Annotated in this window: 21 protein-coding genes and 1 tRNA gene; 12 read left to right on the top strand and 10 right to left on the bottom strand. The window is 68.2% G+C overall.

Translation table 11 applies throughout. The features are described 5' to 3' along the window. Positions 1-4: 4 nt before the first annotated feature. Positions 5-1,435, bottom strand: coding sequence for a serine/threonine-protein kinase (locus ACIHCQ_RS02745; RefSeq protein ID WP_399657092.1), 1,431 nt, complete (start codon positions 1,433-1,435; stop codon positions 5-7). A gap of 118 nt (positions 1,436-1,553) precedes the next feature. Beyond that, positions 1,554-2,102 carry a helix-turn-helix domain-containing protein gene (locus tag ACIHCQ_RS02740; protein WP_399657090.1) on the bottom strand — a complete coding sequence of 183 codons (549 nt, stop codon included), beginning with the start codon at positions 2,100-2,102 and terminating at the stop codon, positions 1,554-1,556. A 178-nt stretch (positions 2,103-2,280) separates the two neighbouring features. On the opposite strand from ACIHCQ_RS02740, the gene ACIHCQ_RS02735 reads away from it, so the two are divergent. Together ACIHCQ_RS02735 and ACIHCQ_RS02730 are read left to right on the top strand one after the other, a co-directional pair. After that, positions 2,281-2,353, top strand: a tRNA-Ala gene (locus ACIHCQ_RS02735). A 103-nt stretch (positions 2,354-2,456) separates the two neighbouring features. After that, a complete protein-coding gene (locus ACIHCQ_RS02730; protein ID WP_399657088.1) occupies positions 2,457-3,065 on the top strand; it encodes a hypothetical protein in 609 nt (202 codons plus the stop codon). A 75-nt stretch (positions 3,066-3,140) separates the two neighbouring features. Here the strand turns inward: ACIHCQ_RS02730 and ACIHCQ_RS02725 are convergent, their stop codons facing one another. Both ACIHCQ_RS02725 and ACIHCQ_RS02720 read right to left on the bottom strand, forming a co-directional pair. Continuing rightward, positions 3,141-3,362 (bottom strand): helix-turn-helix domain-containing protein, encoded by a 222-nt coding sequence (locus tag ACIHCQ_RS02725; protein WP_399657086.1) that lies wholly within the window; start codon positions 3,360-3,362, stop codon positions 3,141-3,143. Further along, complete coding sequence (locus tag ACIHCQ_RS02720; protein WP_399657084.1) at positions 3,362-3,859, bottom strand: DUF2975 domain-containing protein; 498 nt, start codon at positions 3,857-3,859, stop codon at positions 3,362-3,364. The genes ACIHCQ_RS02725 and ACIHCQ_RS02720 overlap by 1 nt, the downstream gene beginning before the upstream one ends. 449 nt (positions 3,860-4,308) lie before the next feature. On the opposite strand from ACIHCQ_RS02720, the gene ACIHCQ_RS02715 reads away from it, so the two are divergent. Both ACIHCQ_RS02715 and ACIHCQ_RS02710 read left to right on the top strand, forming a co-directional pair. Then, positions 4,309-5,250 carry a LysR family transcriptional regulator gene (locus ACIHCQ_RS02715; protein ID WP_399657082.1) on the top strand — a complete coding sequence of 314 codons (942 nt, stop codon included), beginning with the start codon at positions 4,309-4,311 and terminating at the stop codon, positions 5,248-5,250. Positions 5,251-5,380: 130 nt separating this feature from the next. Continuing rightward, positions 5,381-5,821, top strand: coding sequence for a DUF6344 domain-containing protein (locus tag ACIHCQ_RS02710; protein WP_399657080.1), 441 nt, complete (start codon positions 5,381-5,383; stop codon positions 5,819-5,821). 91 nt (positions 5,822-5,912) lie between these two features. Here ACIHCQ_RS02710 and ACIHCQ_RS02705 read toward each other — a convergent pair whose 3' ends face one another. Continuing rightward, positions 5,913-6,596: a DUF5324 family protein gene (locus tag ACIHCQ_RS02705; RefSeq protein ID WP_399657078.1), complete on the bottom strand. Its 684-nt coding sequence runs from the start codon at positions 6,594-6,596 to the stop codon at positions 5,913-5,915. 276 nt (positions 6,597-6,872) lie between these two features. Here ACIHCQ_RS02705 and ACIHCQ_RS02700 point away from each other — a divergent pair, with 276 nt between their 5' ends. Then, positions 6,873-7,406, top strand: coding sequence for a peptidylprolyl isomerase (locus tag ACIHCQ_RS02700; RefSeq protein ID WP_399657076.1), 534 nt, complete (start codon positions 6,873-6,875; stop codon positions 7,404-7,406). Positions 7,407-7,564: 158 nt separating this feature from the next. Beyond that, the gene (locus ACIHCQ_RS02695; protein ID WP_399657074.1) at positions 7,565-8,461 is read left to right on the top strand and encodes a rhomboid family intramembrane serine protease; all 897 of its coding nucleotides are present in this window, start codon (positions 7,565-7,567) and stop codon (positions 8,459-8,461) included. A gap of 287 nt (positions 8,462-8,748) precedes the next feature. Here the strand turns inward: ACIHCQ_RS02695 and crgA are convergent, their stop codons facing one another. Next, complete coding sequence (gene crgA / locus ACIHCQ_RS02690) at positions 8,749-9,009, bottom strand: cell division protein CrgA (protein WP_399657072.1); 261 nt, start codon at positions 9,007-9,009, stop codon at positions 8,749-8,751. Positions 9,010-9,151: 142 nt separating this feature from the next. On the opposite strand from crgA, the gene ACIHCQ_RS02685 reads away from it, so the two are divergent. From ACIHCQ_RS02685 to ACIHCQ_RS02660, 6 genes are read left to right on the top strand one after another with little or no spacing between them, the layout of a single operon-like run. Further along, a complete protein-coding gene (locus ACIHCQ_RS02685) occupies positions 9,152-9,955 on the top strand; it encodes a DUF881 domain-containing protein (protein ID WP_399657070.1) in 804 nt (267 codons plus the stop codon). A gap of 24 nt (positions 9,956-9,979) precedes the next feature. Then, positions 9,980-10,711, top strand: a complete 732-nt coding sequence (locus ACIHCQ_RS02680) for a class E sortase (protein WP_399657590.1) — start codon at positions 9,980-9,982, stop codon at positions 10,709-10,711. Between the two features lie 56 nt (positions 10,712-10,767). Further along, positions 10,768-10,944, top strand: a complete 177-nt coding sequence (locus ACIHCQ_RS02675) for a hypothetical protein (protein WP_399657068.1) — start codon at positions 10,768-10,770, stop codon at positions 10,942-10,944. Next, positions 10,941-11,579, top strand: a complete 639-nt coding sequence (locus ACIHCQ_RS02670) for an aminodeoxychorismate/anthranilate synthase component II (RefSeq protein ID WP_399657066.1) — start codon at positions 10,941-10,943, stop codon at positions 11,577-11,579. The genes ACIHCQ_RS02675 and ACIHCQ_RS02670 overlap by 4 nt, the downstream gene beginning before the upstream one ends. Next, the gene (locus ACIHCQ_RS02665; protein ID WP_399657064.1) at positions 11,576-12,826 is read left to right on the top strand and encodes a class E sortase; all 1,251 of its coding nucleotides are present in this window, start codon (positions 11,576-11,578) and stop codon (positions 12,824-12,826) included. Before ACIHCQ_RS02670 ends, ACIHCQ_RS02665 begins: the two co-directional genes overlap by 4 nt. Positions 12,827-12,868: 42 nt before the next feature. Continuing rightward, positions 12,869-13,555, top strand: coding sequence for a class E sortase (locus ACIHCQ_RS02660; RefSeq protein ID WP_399657062.1), 687 nt, complete (start codon positions 12,869-12,871; stop codon positions 13,553-13,555). Between the two features lie 137 nt (positions 13,556-13,692). Here ACIHCQ_RS02660 and pknB read toward each other — a convergent pair whose 3' ends face one another. From pknB to ACIHCQ_RS02640, 4 genes are all read right to left on the bottom strand, one after another. Next, positions 13,693-15,705 (bottom strand): Stk1 family PASTA domain-containing Ser/Thr kinase, encoded by a 2,013-nt coding sequence (gene pknB, locus ACIHCQ_RS02655; RefSeq protein ID WP_399657060.1) that lies wholly within the window; start codon positions 15,703-15,705, stop codon positions 13,693-13,695. A 168-nt stretch (positions 15,706-15,873) separates the two neighbouring features. After that, on the bottom strand, positions 15,874-17,343 hold the full coding sequence (locus tag ACIHCQ_RS02650; RefSeq protein ID WP_399657058.1) for a peptidoglycan D,D-transpeptidase FtsI family protein: 1,470 nt from the start codon (positions 17,341-17,343) through the stop codon (positions 15,874-15,876). Beyond that, a complete protein-coding gene (locus tag ACIHCQ_RS02645; RefSeq protein ID WP_399657056.1) occupies positions 17,340-18,752 on the bottom strand; it encodes an FtsW/RodA/SpoVE family cell cycle protein in 1,413 nt (470 codons plus the stop codon). Before ACIHCQ_RS02645 ends, ACIHCQ_RS02650 begins: the two co-directional genes overlap by 4 nt. Positions 18,753-18,777: 25 nt before the next feature. Further along, a complete protein-coding gene (locus ACIHCQ_RS02640) occupies positions 18,778-20,319 on the bottom strand; it encodes a PP2C family protein-serine/threonine phosphatase (RefSeq protein WP_399657587.1) in 1,542 nt (513 codons plus the stop codon). Positions 20,320-20,438: the final 119 nt, after the last annotated feature.

The raw sequence follows: 20,438 nt of genomic DNA, 5'->3' as shown, positions 1-20,438 counted from the left end.
TCGTTCAGGACTGGGTGAGCGCCCAGATGCCCACGGCGAAACAGAGCAGCGCGACGAGCAGCACCGGGACCGCGACCTTCGGGGGCGGTCCCGGCCGCTTGGGAGCCGCGTGCCGAATTGGCGCGTACGGGAGTGGAACCTGCGGGCCCTGAGCGGTGTAAGCACGAGTAGGGGCTGGTTCGTACTGCACGGGAGCTGTTGGGGACCGTGACGGCCACTCAGGTGCTGAGTCGTAGGAGGGGGTGGCGCTGTGCGCCGGTACGGGTGTGGGGGAGGGCATGGGGTGCGGCGTGGGCGTGGGTGTCGGCGTCGGCGTCGGCTCGGCGGTCATCGGCACGGGGGGAGGGTACTGGGGGGACTGAGGGTGCTGCGGGGGCTGTACGGGCTGGTGGTGCTGCGGCTGGTGCTGGTGCTGGGGCGGGGCGAGGTGGAAGCCGTCCGTCTGCGAGGGCGGGAGCGGCTGTCTCACGGGCGCCTGCGTGCCCTGCTGGACCACCTGCTGGGGTGCTTGCTGAGGTGCCTGCTGGGGTGGGTCGGGGGTCGTCTGAGGGGCCGTTACCGGACCGGTGGGGCCGAAACCGGCGGGGAGCGGGCCGATCTGGTCGAAGACCTCGACCGGATCGTCGTCGGCTTCGGCTTCCGGAAGCGTCTCGACGGCCGTTGTCAGCGCCTTGCGCGCCCCCGTGGCGGTGCGGAACCGCGCTTGCGGGTCCGGCTGCAGCAAACCGGCCAGCACCTGCCACAGCGGCTCAGGGATGCCCTGGGGAGCGCCCGGAGTGCCGTGGTTGGCGAAGTGCTCGACCAGGGCTCTGGAGTCGGGTTTCTGCCCCTGGAGGAGATAGAGGGCGACCAGACCGACCGCGAAGAGATCGGCCGTGAAGTCCGGCTCCGCTCCCAGCATCTGTTCGGGCGCGAAGTAACCGGGCGTGCCCACCACATAGTTGGTCTCGGTCAGCCGGGGCTCGCCCTTGCGCATGGAGATCCCAAAGTCGGACAGCCGCAGATGCGGCCGTCCGGTCCCGGTGGCCTCCAGCAGTATGTTGGCCGGCTTGATGTCGCGGTGCACGACTCCCTCCGCGTGCACCGCGGCCAAGCCGGACAGCAGCTGATCGAGCAGGGTGCAGACGAAGCGGGACGGCAGCGGACCGTAGTCGCCGATGAGATGCGCCAGCGATCCGCCGCTCACCAACTCCATGGTGAACAGCACCTTGTCGTCGTCCGCGGCCCAGCTGGCCGGGGCGAGGACATGGGGATGATCGATCCGAAGAGCCTGTTCGCGGACGAAGCGCAGCAGCGTGTGCGCGTCGCTCTGCTGCAGGACCTTGGCCGCCACATAACGACGGCGCCGGTGGTCCCAGGCCCGCCATACGGCGCCGACACCACCACGTCCGATCGGGTCGATCAGCTCGTACCGACCAGCGAAGATCTCACCCATTGCGCTGCGCCTGCTCCCCGATTCCCTGGTGCGCCTTGTTCCCTGTGGTCGCCGTGGTCGCTGTCGTTGCTGTCGTCGCTGAGTTCGCTGTCTCCGGCGAGGCGACGTCCAGCCTCCGTCAGCTCTGGTGCGACTCGTAGTGGGCGAGCGCGTCCGCGGTGCGCCCGGCTCCGTACACCCGGAGGAACTCTGCCAGTTCGGGGTGGCTCGGGGCGAGGGCGTCAGCCGCGTCAATGATGTCGCCCGCCGCCGCGACCGAGCGCAGCAGCGACTGGATCTCGCGTACGACCCGGCGCACCGTCGGCGCTCCCGAGCTGCTGGTGCTCTGAGTTGTCGCGGTCAGTACGGAGCCGCCCTGCGACTTCTTGACCTCTTCCATCCGCTCGGTGGCCTCGACCGCGCTGACACTGCCGTCGGCGACCTGGCTCGCCAACTCCTGGAGCGCCTGCACGCGTTGGACCACCGCCGGGTTGCCGATCTTGGCGCGCTGGCCGCTCATCAGCTGAGAGAGCATCGGAGCCGACAACCCGAGCACCGCCGCAAGCCGGGCCTGGTTCAGGCCGAGGTCATCGATGAGCCGACGGAAGAGCGCCCCCAGCGGCTCTCCGTACCAGCTCCGCTGCAGCTCTCTGGCTCTTGCGGTCGTTTCCTGCTGAGCGGCATCCATCGAGTCTCCCCATCGCTTCCCCAAGCGGCTTCGCTGCTGCGAACCTCGACGTGCATCTTACGGAGCGTGGTTGCCCGCCGGGAGCCCCATCATTTGTGGGATCCGGGCGATAACCCGGTACTCTGGTCTGCGGTGGTCGGTCGGAGACATGTCTCTGCTCGGCCGTACCCACCTCTCTGGGGCCTTAGCTCAGTTGGTAGAGCGCTGTCTTTGCATGGCAGATGTCAGGGGTTCGACTCCCCTAGGCTCCACAACCCCAGAACCCTTCTGACCTGCGGAAACGTTGGTCGGGAGGGCTCTCTGTGTTTGTAGCATCAGCACTGTGTCAGCACGGTTTTGATTACGGTGCTCGGCATGGCGTGCACCAGGAATCAGGAGAAAAGCGACGCTGCGGTGCGTTTCGCCGTGTTGTGGCGAGCCTGCGGGGCGCGCGGTGGCAGGCAGGAGTCCGAGTTCTTCGAGGACCCAGAGGCCGCGGAGCGTTTCCGAGACATGGTGAACGGTCACGGTCGGCAGTGGCCGCCTGGCTGGATACGTAGCCAGGGGTTCGTCTCAAACTTGCGCAGCCCGGATGAGATGTTCGAGCAGAATCTGTCGCCGTGGTTCAAGCAGGCCGCTGTAGATGCCGAACCCGCGCTCCGGGCTACGAACCCGTGCGCGCACACGCGCCTTCCCAGGCTTGACGGCGACGAGGTCGAGGAGGTCGAGGAGGTCGAGGACGAGATGGTCTTTATCGAACGCGAAGAGTGGGACCAGCTCCACGAGTGCATGGCCGAGGACGCGATGGACATCGCGGAGACCTTTGCCGAGACCGGCGGGCGGGTGGGTGAGGTCACCGCTCTCGGCCCCGACGAGCTGCTGTTCACGGGTCTTGAAGGCGGGAGGTGCGATGCGGGAAGGTTTCGCCGTTCAGGGTCTGCGCGAATCCCGGGCCTGGTCGGCTTCGGCGCCGTCTGTCAGTGACCGTTCGGATCCATGCCTGGCCAGAGGAGCCGCGCGACGCCGAAGCGTGCCAGGCCGCACTCCTTCAAGCAAGCGTCACTCGTCCGCGGCGTCCTTCGCCTCCCAGCGCAGCAGGTCTCCCGGCTGGCACTCGAGCGCTTCGCAGAGCGCGGCCAGCGTCGCGAAGCGCACCGCCTTGGCGCGGCCGTTCTTGAGCACCGCCAGGTTGGCGGGGGTGATCCCGACGCGTTCCGCGAGCTCGCCCACGGACATCTTCCGCTTGGCCAGCATCACGTCGATGTCTACGGCGATCGGCATCAGATCACCTCGTCCAGTTCGGCCTGCATCTGCGCTGCCTCGACGTCGCGCGCGACCGCCTGAGCGAGCAGCATCCGCAGTACGAGCACGATGAGCGCGACCCCCAGGACCGCGATGACGGCCCCGCCCATCAGGAGGATCACGCCCGGGGCGACGGCCTCGCCCGGCGCAAGGATGACCCCGAGCGCGAACACCAGGAGGGCGGCCGCCACCATCGCGCCGATCACGACGTGCACGTACCGGAAGGCGGCGTCGGAGAACACCGTTCCGCGTCGCACCATCGTCACCAGCCGCCACACGCACGCCAGGACGACCTGGACCGTCACGACGCCCAGGACCGTGATCACGAGGATCGGGGTGCGCAGGTCCGCGAGGTCCCCGCCGCTCTCCTCCAGGTCAGTGGCCAGCAGCGCCACCATCACTGTCTGTACGAACACCGAGCCGGCGAGCAGCACTACGAGCACGGCGCGTAGTGCAAGCACTGTCAGCTTTCCCATCATCTCTCCTTCTATCGAGTCGCGATGGAAATCTATCGATACTCGATAGATGCGGCAAGAGGTCAGGAGGGAACTCCGGTGCAGATGCAGACTTGCGGAACGCCAACCGGCTCCGTGACGCACGGAGCGGGGCGAAGAAGCCTCTCGTAGTAGCGGCGGATCAGCCGCACATGGGGGGTGCTCCGCGTGCTCTCCGTGCTGTCCCGGCCCGGGCGTCGCGGCATGGGCGGTCTGCGCCCCCACCATGGTGGCTGCCAGACCTACCGCACCAATTCCCGTGCCCCGCAGCACACTTCCCCTGCTCAAAGACCCGTCCACCGGTATGCCTCTCCCCCTTGGCCCTTCGCGGATGTCCCTCGTGGATGTCCCTCGCGATTCGCGCATTTCCACGGAATCAGCCGGTTCCGATGCGGCTCAATGCCCGCATCCCGCATCCATACGTTTGAGGCATGGATACTCCGACCACGGATGCCGACATCAGGGTTCTGCGCTACTACGTGGCCGTCGCCGAACACCTGAGCTTCACCCGGGCCGCACAGGAACTGTTCCTCTCCCAGCCGTCCTTGAGCCGGCAGATCCAGCGGCTGGAGAGCGATTTGGGGGTGCGGCTGTTCGTACGGTCCGGCGGCAGGCAGGCCGTACGGCTCACGGCGGCCGGCGAGAGCCTGCTGCCCGCGGCCCACCGGATCGTCGACGACTGGCGGCAGGCCGTGCGCGAGGTCCGCACGTCGGAAGCCGCACGCAAACAGCTGCTGAGAATCGGATTCGTGGCGACCGGCGCCGGGCCGCTGGGCAGGCGGGCGCGCGCCGTGTTCGCCACCGACCACCCGGAGATCACGGTGGAGCCGAAGCGGTTCGACTGGGGCGGCGAGGCGGAGGCGCTACGGCAGGGGCTGGCCGACGCCGCCTTCGTATGGCTGCCGACGGACCTGTCCGGGCTGCACGCGCAAGTCGTCGCGACGGAGTCCCGGTGGGTGGCCATGCCCGTTACGCACCCGCTGGCCGCCGCCGGCGGTGACGCCGTGAGCATCATGGACCTGCGGGACGAGCCCCTGATGTGGACCCGTAAGGCCCCCCGGGAGTGGGTGGACTGGTGGGCAGTCAATCCCCGGCCGGACGGATCGACGCCCCTCTGGGGCCCGGAGAACGACAACGTCGAGGAGATGCTGGAACACGTCGCCACCGCCGAGGCTGTCTGCCTCGGTGCGGAGTCGATGGCGGGCTACTACACCCATCCCGAACTGACCTGGCGCCGCGTTGCGGACATCGAGCCGCTGCGCATCGCGATCGCCTGGCCCCACGGCCGGACCAATCCCCTGGTCAGGGCCTTTGTGGACACGGTCACTGACCTCGCCAGGGAGAACAGGACCGTGGGAACCGAGGATTTGTGACCCTCAGTGGGCCGTCCGGGTGGTGTTCATCCGAAGAACGGCGCAGGGGCGGCGTCGCTCCCCCACTTCTCGAAGTGCGTACACATCATGAGGAAGGTATATAGACCGCCCAACCCGAAAGTGAGGGGTCATGGCCGCCTTCGAGATCAAGAATCTGTGGGTCAGGAATCTGTGGACCGCGTTTCTCACCGCGCTCTCTGCGCTGCTTGCCTCCGTGGGGCTGACCACCACCACGACGACCACGATGACCGCCGCCGCCGCTCCTGCCTCGCGGACCGTCGGCCGTCGACCGGTCCTGCCCAGCCAGGCCACCCGTACGCAGGCGCGTAGGGAAGCCGTCCGGGTGAGCGTGACAGCGCCCGGCAGGCGGTGGAGCCCGGCGGCACGCGACAGGTCGCTGCCGCCCACGATCAAGCAGCGCATCCGTGCCGAAGCGCATGGCTCCTCGCCCGCCACCCGGCACCTGCCCGCCATCGGTGACGAAAGCGCCGACCGTGCCGACAGTGCCGCCCGTGCCGACGGTTCACCGCGCGCCGGCGGTTCAGCGATCCCGGCGCTCGTCGCGGCATGAGGCGCCGGGAGCCCGATCGTCTCCCGGCGCCACTCGCCACACGGGCGGCCGCACCGGCGGCCACAGGGGTGGCCACCAGGGCGGTATGCGATCAGCGGCGGTCGTCGCGATCCCCGGTTTCCGCTTCGTCCTGCTTCTGCTTCGCCCGCACCTCAGGGTCCAGAGTCTCCGGACTGCCGTCGACGGACGCCAGCGGCTGCTGGTCGGAGACCTCCGTGGCGGCGGGCGGTTCCACCAGCCAATCGGGGTTGGCCTGCTTGTCCCACCACTTCCAGGTGGCCACAGCTCCACCGGCCAGTACGCCGATGATCACCAGGCGCTTTGCGCGACGCCCGTTCCTGGCCCGTCGTTCGTGCCTCCTCGCCAGCTTCTGAATCTCCTTCGCCGTCACCTGTCCACGCAGCGCTGCCAGTGCGGCAGCGGAGCGGGCTGCGGCCTCTTCCCGTACGGGCTGAGCGACGGCCTTCGCGTGCTCCACCCGCGGAGCGGTGTAATCCGCCGCCTGACGCGCGGCCTTCCGCGCCTGGGTAGCGGCTCGGTGCGCGGCCTTGTCCATCTTCGGCGGCACATGCGACGCGACGCGCGCGTCGTACTGAACACGGGCCTGAGTAGCGGCCTTCGAGACTTTCGGCGCGATTCGTACGCGTGCCTGGTGCGCATATCGCGCGGCCTGGTCCTTTGCCGTGTCGGCGTAGGGCGCCACCACTTCCGCGGCGTGCAGCACGCTCTCCTTCGCCGTACCGGTCGCGGCGCGCACGCTGTCCATGCGGGTCACGGGGTCCTCCTCCTCGGTGGCGTTCTGGTGGGCCTGGGTTTATCACCAGTTGGGCACAGTTTCGCCTTTCCGCCCGTTTGAAAATCATGCCTGCCGGGTGCGGCATCGGCATGCGGGGGCGGGCATCCGGGTCATGGGGGAAGCTTCCCGGACGACGATGTCACGGTTCGCCGCCGCGCGCGCCGCTCCGGCGACGACTCGGCACCCTTTATCCGTAGTCGGATCTTCCGTGCGAGGATCGGGAGACGTTCAGAGAAGACTTACGGAAGGCACGACGTGGCCGAGCAGCTTTACGCCACCCTGAAGACCAATCGCGGCGACATCGAGATCAGGCTCCTGCCGAACCACGCGCCCAAGACGGTCAAGAACTTTGTCGAGCTCGCTCAGGGCGAGCGCGAATGGACCCACCCGGCGACCGGCAAGAAGACGATGGACAGGCTGTACGACGGCACGGTCTTCCACCGCGTGATCGGCGGCTTCATGATCCAGGGCGGCGACCCGCTGGGCAACGGCACCGGCGGCCCGGGCTACGAATTCCAGGACGAGTTCCACCCCGACCTGGCCTTCGACAAGCCGTACCTGCTCGCCATGGCCAACGCCGGTCCGGGCACCAACGGCTCCCAGTTCTTCATCACCGTGTCGCCCACCTCCTGGCTGACGCGCAAGCACACCATCTTCGGCGAGGTCGCCGACGCGGCGGGCAAGAAGGTCGTGGACGCCATCGTGGGTACGAAGACCAACCCGCGTACGGATCGCCCGGTCGACGAGGTCGTCATTGAGTCGGTCGTTGTCGAGACCCGCAAGGCCTGATCGCGAGCCATGCCCCCGTGCTGGTCCCCGGCTCCCGTCTCCAGGGTTTGATTCCCGGTTGATTCCCGGTTGTGATCGCCAGAGGGAACCATTTCGCCCCGCCCGTCCGTAAGGATGGACGGGGCGGTGTGTTGAGCCGCAGAGACTGAGGGGACCCCATGGACCAGGCACCAGGCAGTCCACAGGAGCCGCAGGACGCGCAGGCGGCGCCCAGCTGCTACCGCCATCCGGGCCGCGAGACCGGTATCACCTGCACCCGCTGTGAGCGGCCCATCTGCCCCGACTGCATGGTCAGCGCCTCGGTCGGATTCCAATGCCCGGAATGCGTACGCACCGGTTCCGGTACGGGGCACTCCCCGTCCGCGAACCGGCCGCGTACGGTCGCGGGCGGCACCGTCGTGAGCGACACCTTCCTGATCACGAAGATCCTTGTGGCGCTCAACGTCGCGGTCTTCGTCATCGTCCTCGCGCTCGGTGACCGGTTCGTCGCCGAGACCGAACTGATCGGGCTCGCCTTCAGCCCGCAGCTCGGCGGAGTCGTCGGTGTGGCGGACGGCGAGTGGTACCGGCTGCTCACGGCGACGTTCCTGCACCAGGACCTGACGCACATCCTGTTCAACCTGGTGACTCTCTGGGTGCTGGGCAGGATGGTGGAGCCCACTCTGGGCCGGGGCCGCTTCCTCGCGGTCTATCTGCTCTCAGGCCTCGGCGGCTCCACGCTCGCCTATCTGGTCGCCGCTCCGAACCAGCCCTCGCTGGGCGCGTCGGGCGCCATCTTCGGCTTGATGGGCGCGCTGGCCGTGCTCGCGCGCCGGCAGAACTTCGACATGCGGCCGGTCATCGCGCTGCTCGGGCTGAGCCTGCTGCTGACCTTTACCCGCGAGGGCATCTCCTGGGAGGGGCACGTCGGAGGTCTCGTCGTCGGCGCGCTCGTCACGATCGGCCTCGTCTACGCACCGCGCGAGCGGCGGAACCTGGTCCAGTACACGACCTGTGCGCTGACCCTGCTGGCGACTGTCCTAATGGTCCTGGCCAGGACCACGGCCCTCACCTGAGCACCTGAGGGAACCTTTCCCCAAGGTTGTCCACAGTCCGTGCCGGATCTTGTGCGGGCTGTGGGGAACTGCCCCATCCCTGGCCTCTGACCTGGGCTTTCCCAGCAGAGACAAGGGGCGGGACGTTTCATCGGCGTGGCGGACGCGGTCACATCGGCGTCAACCCCGCGAGGGGTTATCCACAGATCGTCAGATTCTTTCCCCACCGTGTGGACAACCCTGTGGATAACTTCAGGGCAGAGCTTGACCGGCCTGCTGTGGATCGGCTACCGCCGGCCCCGGACCGGCTACTTCCACTGGGTCGAGACGCCGAATCCGGCGGCGATGAAGCCGAATCCCGCGACGATGTTCCAGTTCCCGAGGCTCTTGATGGGCAGATCGCCCTCGGTCACATAGAACAGAACGATCCAGGCGAGCCCGATCAGGAACAGCGCGAGCATCACCGGTGCGACCCAGCTGCGATTGGTCAGCTTGATGCTCGTGGCCTGCTTCGCTGACGCCGACGGCGGCGTGAAATCGGCCTTCTTGCGGATACGTGACTTCGGCACGAGGGACTCTCCTGTCGATGCGCTGCGTTACCGCGCAGGGATCTGTGGCTGGGGCGCCGGGGCTGAAGTGAGGGGGGCCACTGCCGTCCCCAGGCGTCCGTTAGCGTAGTGCTTCCGTGGCACCTAAGGAGATAAGGGTACGTTGAGCAATTCTGCCGACTCTCCTGAAGGGTCCCTCCAAGGACCTCTCCAAGGACCTCTCCCGGGCCGGGATCACCACTCCCGATGGCGGCCTGTCCGGCTGCTGACGGCCGCGGTGTTCGCCCTCGCCGGGCTGATCTTCGTGACCAGTTTCAACACCGCCAAGGGCACCAACCTGCGGACGGACGACTCCCTGCTGAAGCTCTCCGACCTGATCCAGCAGCGCAGCGCCAAGAATGGCGCCCTCGGCGACTCCACCGCGGCGGTACGCGAGGACGTCGACGCTCTCGCCCAGCGCGACGACGGCTCGACGAAGGCCGAGGACGCGAGGCTGAGCGCCCTGGAGCAGGCCGCGGGCACCGAGAAGCTCAGCGGCGACGCCCTCACCGTCACCCTCAACGACGCCCCGCCGAACGCCCAGGCCGCCCCGGGCTACCCCGAGCCGCGCGCCAATGACCTGGTCATCCACCAGCAGGACCTCCAGGCGGTCGTCAATGCCCTGTGGAAGGGCGGCGCCAAGGGCATCCAGGTCATGGACCAACGGCTGATCTCCACCAGCGCCGTGCGGTGCGTGGGGAACACGCTGATCCTCCAGGGGCGCGTCTACTCCCCGCCGTACAAGATCACCGCTGTCGGAGACCAGGGCGCGCTCGAGAAGGCGATGACCGCCTCCCCGGCGATTCAGAACTATCAGCTGTATGTGAAGGCGTACGGCCTCGGCTGGAAAGTCGACGAGCGCGAGGCGGTGACTCTCCCCGGCTACTCGGGCACAGTGGATCTCCACTACGCGAAGCCCGTGGGGTAGTGCAGGGGAGCGGTGCCGGTGATGATGTCGGTGCGTCTGATTGTCAGGACTTTCAGCGAGCTGTGCATCACTGTCGGCACCCTGATTGTGCTGTTTGTGGTGTACGTGCTGTTCTGGACCGGCATCAAGGCCGACAGCGCCACGGACGGCCAGATCGACCGGCTCCAGGACGAGTGGTCCCAGGGCCCGGTCGCGGCCCCCGCGCCCCAGTGGACGCCTGCGGCACCCGAGCCGCCGGCTCCGCCTGAGACGGCCGTCCCGGAGCCGTACCAGGACGGCAAGCCGTTCGCCGTCATGTACATCCCCCGCTTCGGCGGCGGCTGGGACTGGCCGGTCCTGGAGGGCACCGAGGCACGCACCCTCAAGAAGGGCCTCGGCCACTACGCCGCCACCGCCCCGCTCGGCGGCGGCGGAAACTTCTCGGTCGCCGGCCATCGCCGTACGTACGGAGACCCCTTCAAGGACTTCCCGGCCCTCCGCCGCGGAGACGCGGTCGTACTGACGGACGGGACGACCTGGTTCACGTATCGCGTCACCAGGAAGCCGTACCGGACCGTGCCGGGCGATGTCGGAGTCATCGACCCCGTACCCAGGCCGCTGAAGCGGGACGCGGCCGGATTCGACGGGCCGGGGCGATACCTGACGCTGACCACCTGCGACCCGGAGTGGGGCAGCAGCCACCGGCTGATCGCCTGGGCGCGGCTGGCTGCGACCCAGCCTGTGACCGAGGGCGAACCGGAAGCTTTGCTCGGCTGACCCACGCGCCTCTGCCGCCCTTTAGTCTGGTGCCGTACCAAACGGAGAGGGACAGCATGTACGGCTGGATCTGGCGGCATCTGCCGGGCAACGCATGGGTGCGGGCGTTCATCTCGCTCGTGCTCGTCCTCGCGGTCGTCTACGTGCTGTTCCAGTACGTGTTCCCGTGGGCGGAACCGCTTCTTCCGTTCAACGATGTGACGGTTGACGGAGAGGGGGCGGCGGCCCGATGAGCGCACGCGTTCTTGTTGTCGACAACTACGACAGCTTCGTCTTCAACCTCGTCCAGTACCTGTACCAGCTCGGCGCCGAGTGCGAGGTCCGGCGCAACGACGAGGTCGAACTCGCGCACGCGCAGGACGGCTTCGACGGCGTCCTGCTGTCCCCCGGGCCCGGAACGCCCGAGCAGGCCGGTGTGTGCGTCGAGATGGTCCGGCACTGCGCGGACACCGGGGTTCCGGTCTTCGGCGTCTGCCTGGGGCTGCAGTCGATGGCGGTCGCGTACGGCGGTGTGGTGGACCGCGCCCCCGAGCTGCTGCACGGCAAGACCTCGCTGGTCACGCACGAGGGCAAGGGCGTCTTCGCGGGGCTGCCTTCGCCCTTCACCGCGACCCGCTACCACTCGTTGGCCGCGGAGCCGTCCGTGCTGCCGGACGAGCTGGAGGTCACGGCGTGGACGGCGGACGGCATCATCATGGGGCTGCGCCACCGTGAACTGCCCGTCGAAGGCGTGCAGTTCCATCCCGAGTCGGTCCTCACGGAGCACGGCCACCTGATGCTCGCCAATTGGCTGGAGCAGTGCGGCGACACCGGGGCGATCGGCCGTTCGGTGGGGCTCGCGCCGGTGGTGGGCAAGGCCATGACGTGAGTGCCCCGCGCGCCGGGGACGAGTACGACCCGCTGACGGATCCGCTGCCGCGGGGGGAGGGCGGTTCGCCGTGGTTCCAGGCGGCGGACGCTCAGGAGGATCCGGATGTCACGGAAGAGGCAGCAGAGGCTGTAGGGGCAGCAGGGGCTGAAGAGCCCGAGGAGTGGTACGCCCCTGAGAGCTATCAGCGGGACTGGTACGGCGAGCCCAAGCCCGAGCTGAAGCGGATACCCCACCAGGTGTCGTCCCAACCGGCTCCAGCTCCGGTGCCGGCCCCGGTGCCGACTCCGACTCCGGCTCCGGCTCCTGTGCCCGCCCCCCCGATACCCGTACTACGGGACGACGAGACCGTAGCCCTGCGTACGGCGGACACCCGTCGCGCCGTGGAGACCCCCACGGGCCCCGGCCGCGCCGAGCGCCGCAAGGCGGCCAAGGGCAAGGGCCGCAGACGCCCCGAGCCCGCCGCTGCCGCCCCTGCCGCGGCCTTTGCCGCCTCCGCCCCCGCCTCGGCCGCCTCCGGGCCCGCCAAGCCCCTCTCACGGGTCGAGGCGCGCCGCGCCGCGCGTGCCCAGAAGGACAGCCCGGCGGTCATCGCCAGCCGCGCCATCGGTGAACTCTTCATCTCCTTCGGCGTGCTGCTGCTGCTGTTCGTCACCTACCAGCTGTGGTGGACGAACATCCGCGCCGGGCAGCAGGCGGACCAGGCGACGAACAAGATCCAGAACGACTGGGCCAAGGGCGGCCCGGCCGAGGAGGCCTTCGAGCCCGGCCAGGGCTTCGCCATCATGCACATCCCCAAACTGGACGTGGTCGTCCCGGTCGCCGAGGGCATCAGCAAGCCCAAGGTCCTCGACCGCGGCATGGTCGGCCACTACGGCGAGGGCAAGCTCAAGACCGCGATGCCCGCGGACAGGACGGGCAACTTCGCGGTCGCCGGCCACCGCAACACCCACGGCGAGCCCTTCCGGTACATCAACCGCCTCCAGCCCGGAGACCCGATCGTCGTCGAGACGCAGGACGCGTACTACACGTACAAGATGGCGAGCATCCTCCCCCAGACGTCGCCGTCGAACGTGGGCGTGATCGGTCCGGTCCCGCCCGGCTCCGGATTCACCGAGCCGGGCCGGTACATCACGCTGACCACGTGTACGCCCGAATTCACGAGTACCTATCGAATGATCGTGTGGGGCAAGATGGTCGAGGAACGGCCGCGCAGCAAGGGCAAACCCGACGCGCTCGTCGGCTGAAACCGCTGAACAGTCTGAGACTTCAAGACGGGAACAGGTGCGGTGTCACGTGCGCGCAGCCGGATCGCCGGCGTCATCAGTGTCCTCGGCGAACTGCTGATCACGGCGGGCGTGGTGCTGGGGCTCTTCGTCGCCTACTCGCTGTGGTGGACGAACGTTCTCGCCGACCGCGAGGCCGCCAAGCAGAGCGACCAGATGCGCGACGGCTGGGCGGACAGCGGTCCCGGCGGTCCCGGCGCGCTCGACACGATGGACGGCATCGGCTTCCTCCACGTACCCGCCATGAGCAGTGGCGAGGTGCTGGTGAAGAAGGGCACGGAGTCCAAGAGCCTCAACAACGGCATCGCGGGCTACTACACGGAGCCGATCAAATCGGCGCTCCCCTGGGATGCCAAGGGGAACTTCACGCTGGCCGCGCACCGGGACGGGCACGGAGCGAAGTTCCACAACATCCACAAGGTGAAGAACGGCGACGCGATCGTCTTTGAGACGCGGGACACCTGGTACGTCTACAAGGTGTACAAGGAGCTCCCGCAGACCTCGAAGTACAACGTGGATGTGCTCGCCCCGATCCCGAAGGCATCGGGGAAGACGAAGGCGGGCCGCTACATCACGCTGACGACGTGCACACCCATTTACACCTCCACCTACCGCTACATCGTGTGGGGCGAGCTGGAGCGCACGGAGAAGGTCGACAAGGACCGTACGCCACCGGCGGAGCTGCGCTAGCCATACGACCGAATCGGGCCCGAAGCCGCAACTTGCGCTTGCGGCTTCGACCGAGGCGCCCTCAACAACTAGCCGACGCAGGAACGCTCGGCTGGGAATCCCGGCCGAGCGTCCTGTGTGGCGTGTGCGGGGCGGCGTTACTCGTTGTCGCCGTCGCCGTCGCCGCCGGCGATGATTCCGCCGCCGTTCTGGCCGCCGCCGTTGTTGCCCCCGCCGCCGAGGGTCCGGAGAGTGACCGTCGTGGTGGCCGGGTCGACCAGAGTGCCGGGCGCCGGGTCGGAGTTGATGACCAGGGCGTTGTCGTCCTGTGAGCTTCCTTGCTCGAACTGGATGTTCGTGAATCCGTTCTGGTTCAGCAGCTGCCTGGCCTCGGCGACCGTCCTGCCCTGGATCTGGGGAACCTGGACCTGTGGTGCCTGCTGCGGGCCCTTGGAGACCTTCAGCGTGACCGTCGAGCCGACGGGGGCCTTCTGGCCGCCCGAAGGGTTCTGCTCGATGACCTGGTCCTTCGGCTGCTCCGAGTCCACGTCGATCCGTTCGACCTTGAACTCAAGGCCTTCAAGCTGTGCCTTGGCGTCGGCGAACTGCTTGTCCACCACGGGGGGCACGTCACGCCTCTCCTGCTTGGCGACCGTCAGAGTGACCGTGGAGTTCTTCTCGGCCTGAGCGCCGCCCACTGGACTCTGCTTCAGGACCGTGCCCGGCTTCTCGCTGGACTCCTCCTCCACGACGGTGACCTTGAAGACCTTGCCCTCCAGGATCCTTGTCGCATCGGCCAGCGGCTTGTCCTCGACGTCAGGAACCTCGATCTTGGGGGCGCCCTCGGAGACCACGACCTGGACGGTCGCGCCCTCCTTCATCTTGGTGCCCGCGACCGGCGTCTGGCGGCAAATGGCACCCGTGGCTACCGAGGGCACCTCGCACCGCTCGGTGCCGGACTGGGTGATCTTCACGCGCGCGTTCTTCGCGAGAATCTGCGCCTCATCGAGCGTCTTGCCCACCAGCGTGGGTGCCGGTACCTCGCCCGTGCCTTCCGTGCCGCCGAAGACCGACTTGCCGATCAGCACCGCGCCGATCAGCACCAGGACGCCCGCCAGGACCAAAAGGATCGTCGATGTATTCGACTTCTTCTGGCGGCGGCGGTCCGGGCGGTCGTCGTAACCGGGGTAGCCGCCGTCGTCCGGGTTCATCGGCGGGAGCATCGAGGTCTGGCCCGCCGGTTCCATCGGGCGCATCGCTGTGGTCGGCTGGTCGTTCGCGGCGTAGCCGCCGTAGCCGACGGAGCCCATCGCCGCCGTCGCCGCGACCGGCTGGCCGTCGAGGCAGGCCTCGATGTCCGCGCGCATCTCGTCGGCCGACTGGTAACGGTAGTCCGGGTCCTTGACCAGTGCCTTGAGGACGATGGCGTCCATCTCGGGCGTGATCTCGGGGTCGAAGTTGCTCGGCGGCTGCGGCTCTTCGCGTACATGCTGATACGCCACCGCCACCGGGGAGTCGCCCACGAACGGCGGACGGACGGCGAGCAGCTCGTACAGCAGACAGCCGGCGGAGTAGAGGTCGGAGCGCGCGTCGACCTGCTCGCCCTTCGCCTGCTCCGGGGAGAGGTACTGGGCGGTGCCGATGACGGCCGCGGTCTGCGTCATCGTCATGCCGGAGTCGCCCATGGCGCGCGCGATGCCGAAGTCCATGACCTTGACCTGGCCGGTGCGCGTCAGCATGACGTTCGCCGGTTTGATGTCGCGGTGGACGATCTGGGCGCGGTGCGAGTACTCCAGCGCCTGGAGGATGCCGATGGTCATCTCCAGCGTGCGCTCGGGCAGCAGCCTGCGCCCGGAGTGCAGCAGCTCTCTGAGCGTGGAGCCGTCGACGTACTCCATGACGATGTACGGGATCGAGACCCCGTCGACGTAGTCCTCACCCGTGTCGTAGACCGCGACGATCGCAGGGTGGTTGAGCGAGGCGGCAGACTGGGCCTCACGGCGGAACCGGGCCTGGAAGGACGGGTCACGGGCAAGGTCGGCCCGCAGCGTCTTCACGGCGACGGTGCGGCCGAGCCGGGTGTCGTGGGCGAGGAAGACCTCCGCCATGCCACCACGGCCGAGCACCGAGCCCAGTTCGTACCGGCCGCCGAGGCGACGCGGCTCTTCCATAACTGTTCCAGCCCTCTCCGTCAGTCCCGACCGCACCAGGGTGTGGTCCGGCGGTGTGCTGTTCGCGCATACGCTACCGGGCACGCCGTACCTCTTCGGCCCGCTGTCGTCAGCTGATACGCGACCGGTATCGCAATGTGCAGGTATGGACGCAAGACGTGACCCGCGTCACTTCTTACTGTCCAGTACCGCCTTCATCACATCCCGGGCGATCGGGGCGGCGAGACCGCCACCGGAGATGTCGTCACGGGCGGTGCCGCTGGAGTCCTCGACGACGACCGCGACGGCGACCGGCGATCCGTCGGCGGTCTTCGCGTACGAGATGAACCAGGCGTAGGGGCGCTTCGCGTTGCCGACGCCGTGCTGAGCGGTGCCGGTCTTGCCGCCGACCGTGACCCCGTCCATGTTGAGCTTCGCCTTCGTGCCGGTGCCCTCCTCGACAACGGTCTCCATCATCTCCTGGACGAGCTGCGCGTTCTTTTGGGAGAGCGGGCGGCTCATCTCCTGCGGCTCGTTTTTCTTGATGACCTCCAGGCCGGGCGATTCCAGGCGGTCGATCATGTACGGCTTCATCATCTTGCCGTCGTTGGCGATCGCGCCGGTGGCCATGGCCATCTGGAGGGGGGTGGTGCGGGTGTCGAACTGGCCGATGGAGGAGAGCGCGTTGCTGGAGCGGTCCATCTGGTCGTTGTAGACGGAGGCGGCGGCCCGCACCGGGGTGTCGATCTTGGGGTTGTTGAAGCCGAACTTGTTCGACGTCTCCAGCATCTTCTCCAGACCGACCTTGTCACCGAGGTTGGCGAAGACGGAGTTGCAGGAGACCTTGAGCGCGTCGTTCAGGCTGGCCTTCTCGCAGCCGCTGGCGTGGTTGACCATCGGCGTGCGGGTGTTGGGCAGGATGTACGGATCAGGGGTGTCCGTCGCCGCGTTGATGTCGTCGACGACGCCGTGCTCCAGCGCCGCGGCGGCCGTGATCACCTTGAAGGTGGAGCCGGGCGGGTAGACCTCGCGCAGCGCGCGGTTGAGCGTCGGCTTGTCCTTGTCCTTCTCCAGCGCGTTCCACGCCTTCTCGTCCGACGCGCCGTAGCCGGCGAAGGAGCTCGGGTCGTACGAGGGAGTGGAGGCCAGCGCGAGGATCCTGCCGGTCTTGGGGTCGATCGCCGCTACGGCGCCCTTCTTGGAGCCGAGGCCCTTGTAGGCGGCCTTCTGGGCGGCGCCGCTGAGGGTGGTGACGACATTGCCGCCGCGCTTCTTGTCGCCGGTGAACATCGCCATCGTGCGGTCGAAGAAGAGCTGGTCGTCGTTGCCGGTGAGGATGCCGTCCTCGAGCTTCTCGATCTGGTTGGCGTCGAAGGCCTGGGAGGCGTACCCGGTGACGGGCGCCCACATGGGGCCGTCGACGTAGGTGCGCTTGTACTTGAAGTCCGTGTCGTCCGTTTTCGCGGAGCCGGTGATGGGCTTGCCGTCGACGATGATGTTGCCGCGTTCGTTGCTGTAGCGCTCTATCAGAACGCGGCGGTTCTTCTCGTGCGTGTTGAGGTCCTCGGCCTCGACGTACTGCAGGTAGTTGGTGCGTACCAGCAGCGCGAGAACCAGGAGTCCGCAGAAAATCGCGATACGGCGCAGAGGCTTGTTCACGGTCGGACCACCTGGGTCATCTCGGCGTCGGGGGACGGAGCGGGGGCGGGCGCCGGGCGGCGCGCGGTATCGCTGATACGGATGAGGATGGCGATCAGGGCCCAGTTGGCGATCACGGAGGAACCGCCGGCCGCGACGAACGGCATGGTCATACCGGTCAGCGGGATGAGCCCCATGACACCGCCGGCGACGACGAAGACCTGGATGGCGAAGGCGCCGGACAGGCCGACCGCGAGGAGCTTGCCGAACGGGTCGCGGGCGGCGAGGGCGGTGCGTACGCCGCGCTCCGCGATCAGGCCGTAGATCAGCAGGATCGCCATCATCCCGGCTAGCCCGAACTCCTCGCCGACGGTGGAGAGGATGAAGTCGGAGTTGGCGGCGAAGCCGATGAGGTCGGAGTTGCCCTGGCCGAGGCCGGTGCCCAGTGTGCCGCCGGAGCCGAAGGACATCAGGGCCTGGGCCACCTGGTCGCTGCTCTGTGCCCACGTCTCCTCGGAGAACGGGTCGAGCCAGGCCTGGACCCGTTCCTGGACGTGCGGCTCGAACGTGGCCACACCGACCGCTCCGACGGCGGACATCAGCAGACCGAAGACGATCCAGCTGGTCCGCTCGGTGGCGACGTACAGCATGATCACGAAGAGGCCGAAGAACAGCAGCGAGGTACCCAGGTCGGTCTCGAAGACCAGGATGAGAATCGAGATCGCCCAGACGGCGATGATGGGGCCCAGGTCGCGGCCGCGCGGAAGATACAGGCCCATGAAGCGGCGGCTGGCCAGCGCCAGGGCGTCCCGCTTCACCATCAGGTAACCGGAGAAGAAGATCGCGATGAGGATCTTCGCGAACTCGCCGGGCTGGATGGAGAAGGGGCCGAGGCTGATCCAGATCTTCGCGCCGTTACGGGCGGGGAAGAACATCGGCAGGATCAGCAGGACCAGCGCCACCACCATGGAGATGTAGGTGTAGCGCTGCAGGATCCGGTGGTCCTTGAGTATCACCAGCACGGCGACGAAGAGGGCGATGCCGATCGCCGAGTACAGCAGCTGCTTGGGGGCGTCGGGGGAGAACGCGCCGTAGTTGAGAGTGGCCCGCTTGATGAGCCGCGGCGACTGGTCCAGCCGCCAGATCAGCACCAGACCGAGGCCGTTGAGAAGGGTCGCCAGCGGCAGGAGCAGCGGGTCGGCGTACTTGGCGAACTTGCGCACCACGAGGTGGGCGACCCCGGCGAGCAGGCCGAGGCCGAGCCCGTAGCCGAGCAATCCGGTGGGCACCTCGCCGTCGAGGGCGAGGCCCACGTTCAGGTACGCGAACACAGGGATGGCGACGGCGAAGGCGAGCAGCATCAGCTCGGTGTTGCGGCGGCTCGGTGCTTCGATCGCGCCGATCGTGGTCGTGTTGGTGACAACGCTCATGGTGGAGAAGGCCCCCTACGGCTGATTACTGCTTTCCGCAGTTCGAGGCCAGCTTCTGCTCCTCCTCCGAGAGGGTGGGAATCGGAGTGGGAGTGGCTGCGGTCGGTTTGGTCTTGGCGCTCAGAGAGGTGGGCGTGGCGCTGGGCGTGCCGGTAGGCGTGGCGGGGGGAGACGTGCCGGTGGTGCCGCCGGCCTCGCCCTCGCCGGGCGGCGCCGCGCTCGCCGCCTCTGCGGCCTCGCGGCGCTGCGCGTCCTTCTTGCAGGCGGACGCCTGGTCGGCAAGCTCCTCGATCTTCGCGCGCGCCCTCGGCAGGCTGCTCTCGGTGATCGTCGCCTCGACCTGCTTGCGCTGGTAGGGCGGGAGGTACTTGAGTTCGATCTCGGGGTGGTCCTTCTCGACCTTGGAGAGCGAGACCCAGGCCAGATCCTGGCTGATGCCCTGGTAGAGGGCGATGTGCTCATTGTTGGAGGCGACGAAGTACTGGGTCTGGGTCCAGCGGTAGCCGCCGTACAGGCCGCCGCCGACGATCCCCAGCATGAGCGCGATGTACAGGGATCTCTTGAGCCACTTGCGCCCGCCGCGGGGCTTGGTGAAGTCCTCGTCGGTGTACGCGCCGAAGCCGCCCTCGGGCGGCATCCCGCTGTAGCCCATGCCGTCGCCGCTGCCGGGCGGGCCGAAGCCGCCGGAGGCCTGCGGGGGTACGGGGCGGCCGAGGCCGGCCGCGCGTCCCGCCGGGGTCTGCATGGCGGCCGCGTTCTCGGCGGCGTTGAACTGCTGGTTCTCGGCGACCGCGCCGACGACGACCGGGGTGTCGTTGAGCTGCGCGGCCAGGGTGTCGTTGGAGTCGGTGTCGAGGACGTCCGCGACGATGCAGGTGATGTTGTCGGGGCCGCCGCCGCGCAGCGCGAGCTGGATGAGCGCCTGCACCGTCTCCTGCGGTCCCTGGTAGTCGGCGAGGGTCTCCTCCATCGTCTGGTGGGAGACGACGCCGGACAGGCCGTCGGAGCAGATCAGATACCGGTCGCCGGCGCGGACCTCCCGGATAGAGAGGTCGGGCTCGACATGGTCGCCGCTGCCCAGCGCGCGCATCAGCAGGGAGCGCTGCGGGTGGGTGGTGGCTTCCTCCTCGGTGATCCGGCCCTCGTCCACCAGCCGCTGCACCCAGGTGTGGTCCTGGGTGATCTGGGTCAGCACGCCGTCGCGGAGCAGATAGGCGCGGGAGTCGCCGACGTGCACGAGGCCGAGGCGCTGGCCGGTCCAGAGCAGGGCGGTGAGCGTGGTGCCCATGCCCTCCAGCTGGGGGTCCTCCTCGACCATCAGCCGCAACTGGTCGTTGGCGCGCTGCACCGCCGTACCGAGCGAGGTGAGGATGTCCGAGCCGGGTACGTCGTCGTCCAGCGTGACGAGCGTGGAGATGACCTCCGAAGAGGCGACCTCACCGGCGGCCTGACCGCCCATGCCGTCGGCGATGGCCAGCAGGCGGGGGCCGGCGTAGCCGGAGTCCTCGTTGCCCTCCCGGATCATGCCTTTGTGTGATCCGGCGGCGAAGCGCAGCGACAGAGTCATGCGCACCTCGCCCGTCGGCTCGGGGTACAGCCGGTCTCGAGCCACACTGCCCACCCTCCGGTCGGGAGCCCGTCCCGGTCCGCTGTCGGGACCGCTGCGGCTCGCTCGCTCCGCTCGCT

The sequence above is a fragment of the Streptomyces sp. NPDC052236 genome, assembly GCF_044548015.1.
Classification (GTDB): Bacteria; Actinomycetota; Actinomycetes; order Streptomycetales; family Streptomycetaceae; genus Streptomyces.
The sequence above is the reverse complement of the archived record's forward strand: the minus strand, read 5'-3'. Positions and strand labels throughout refer to the sequence as shown.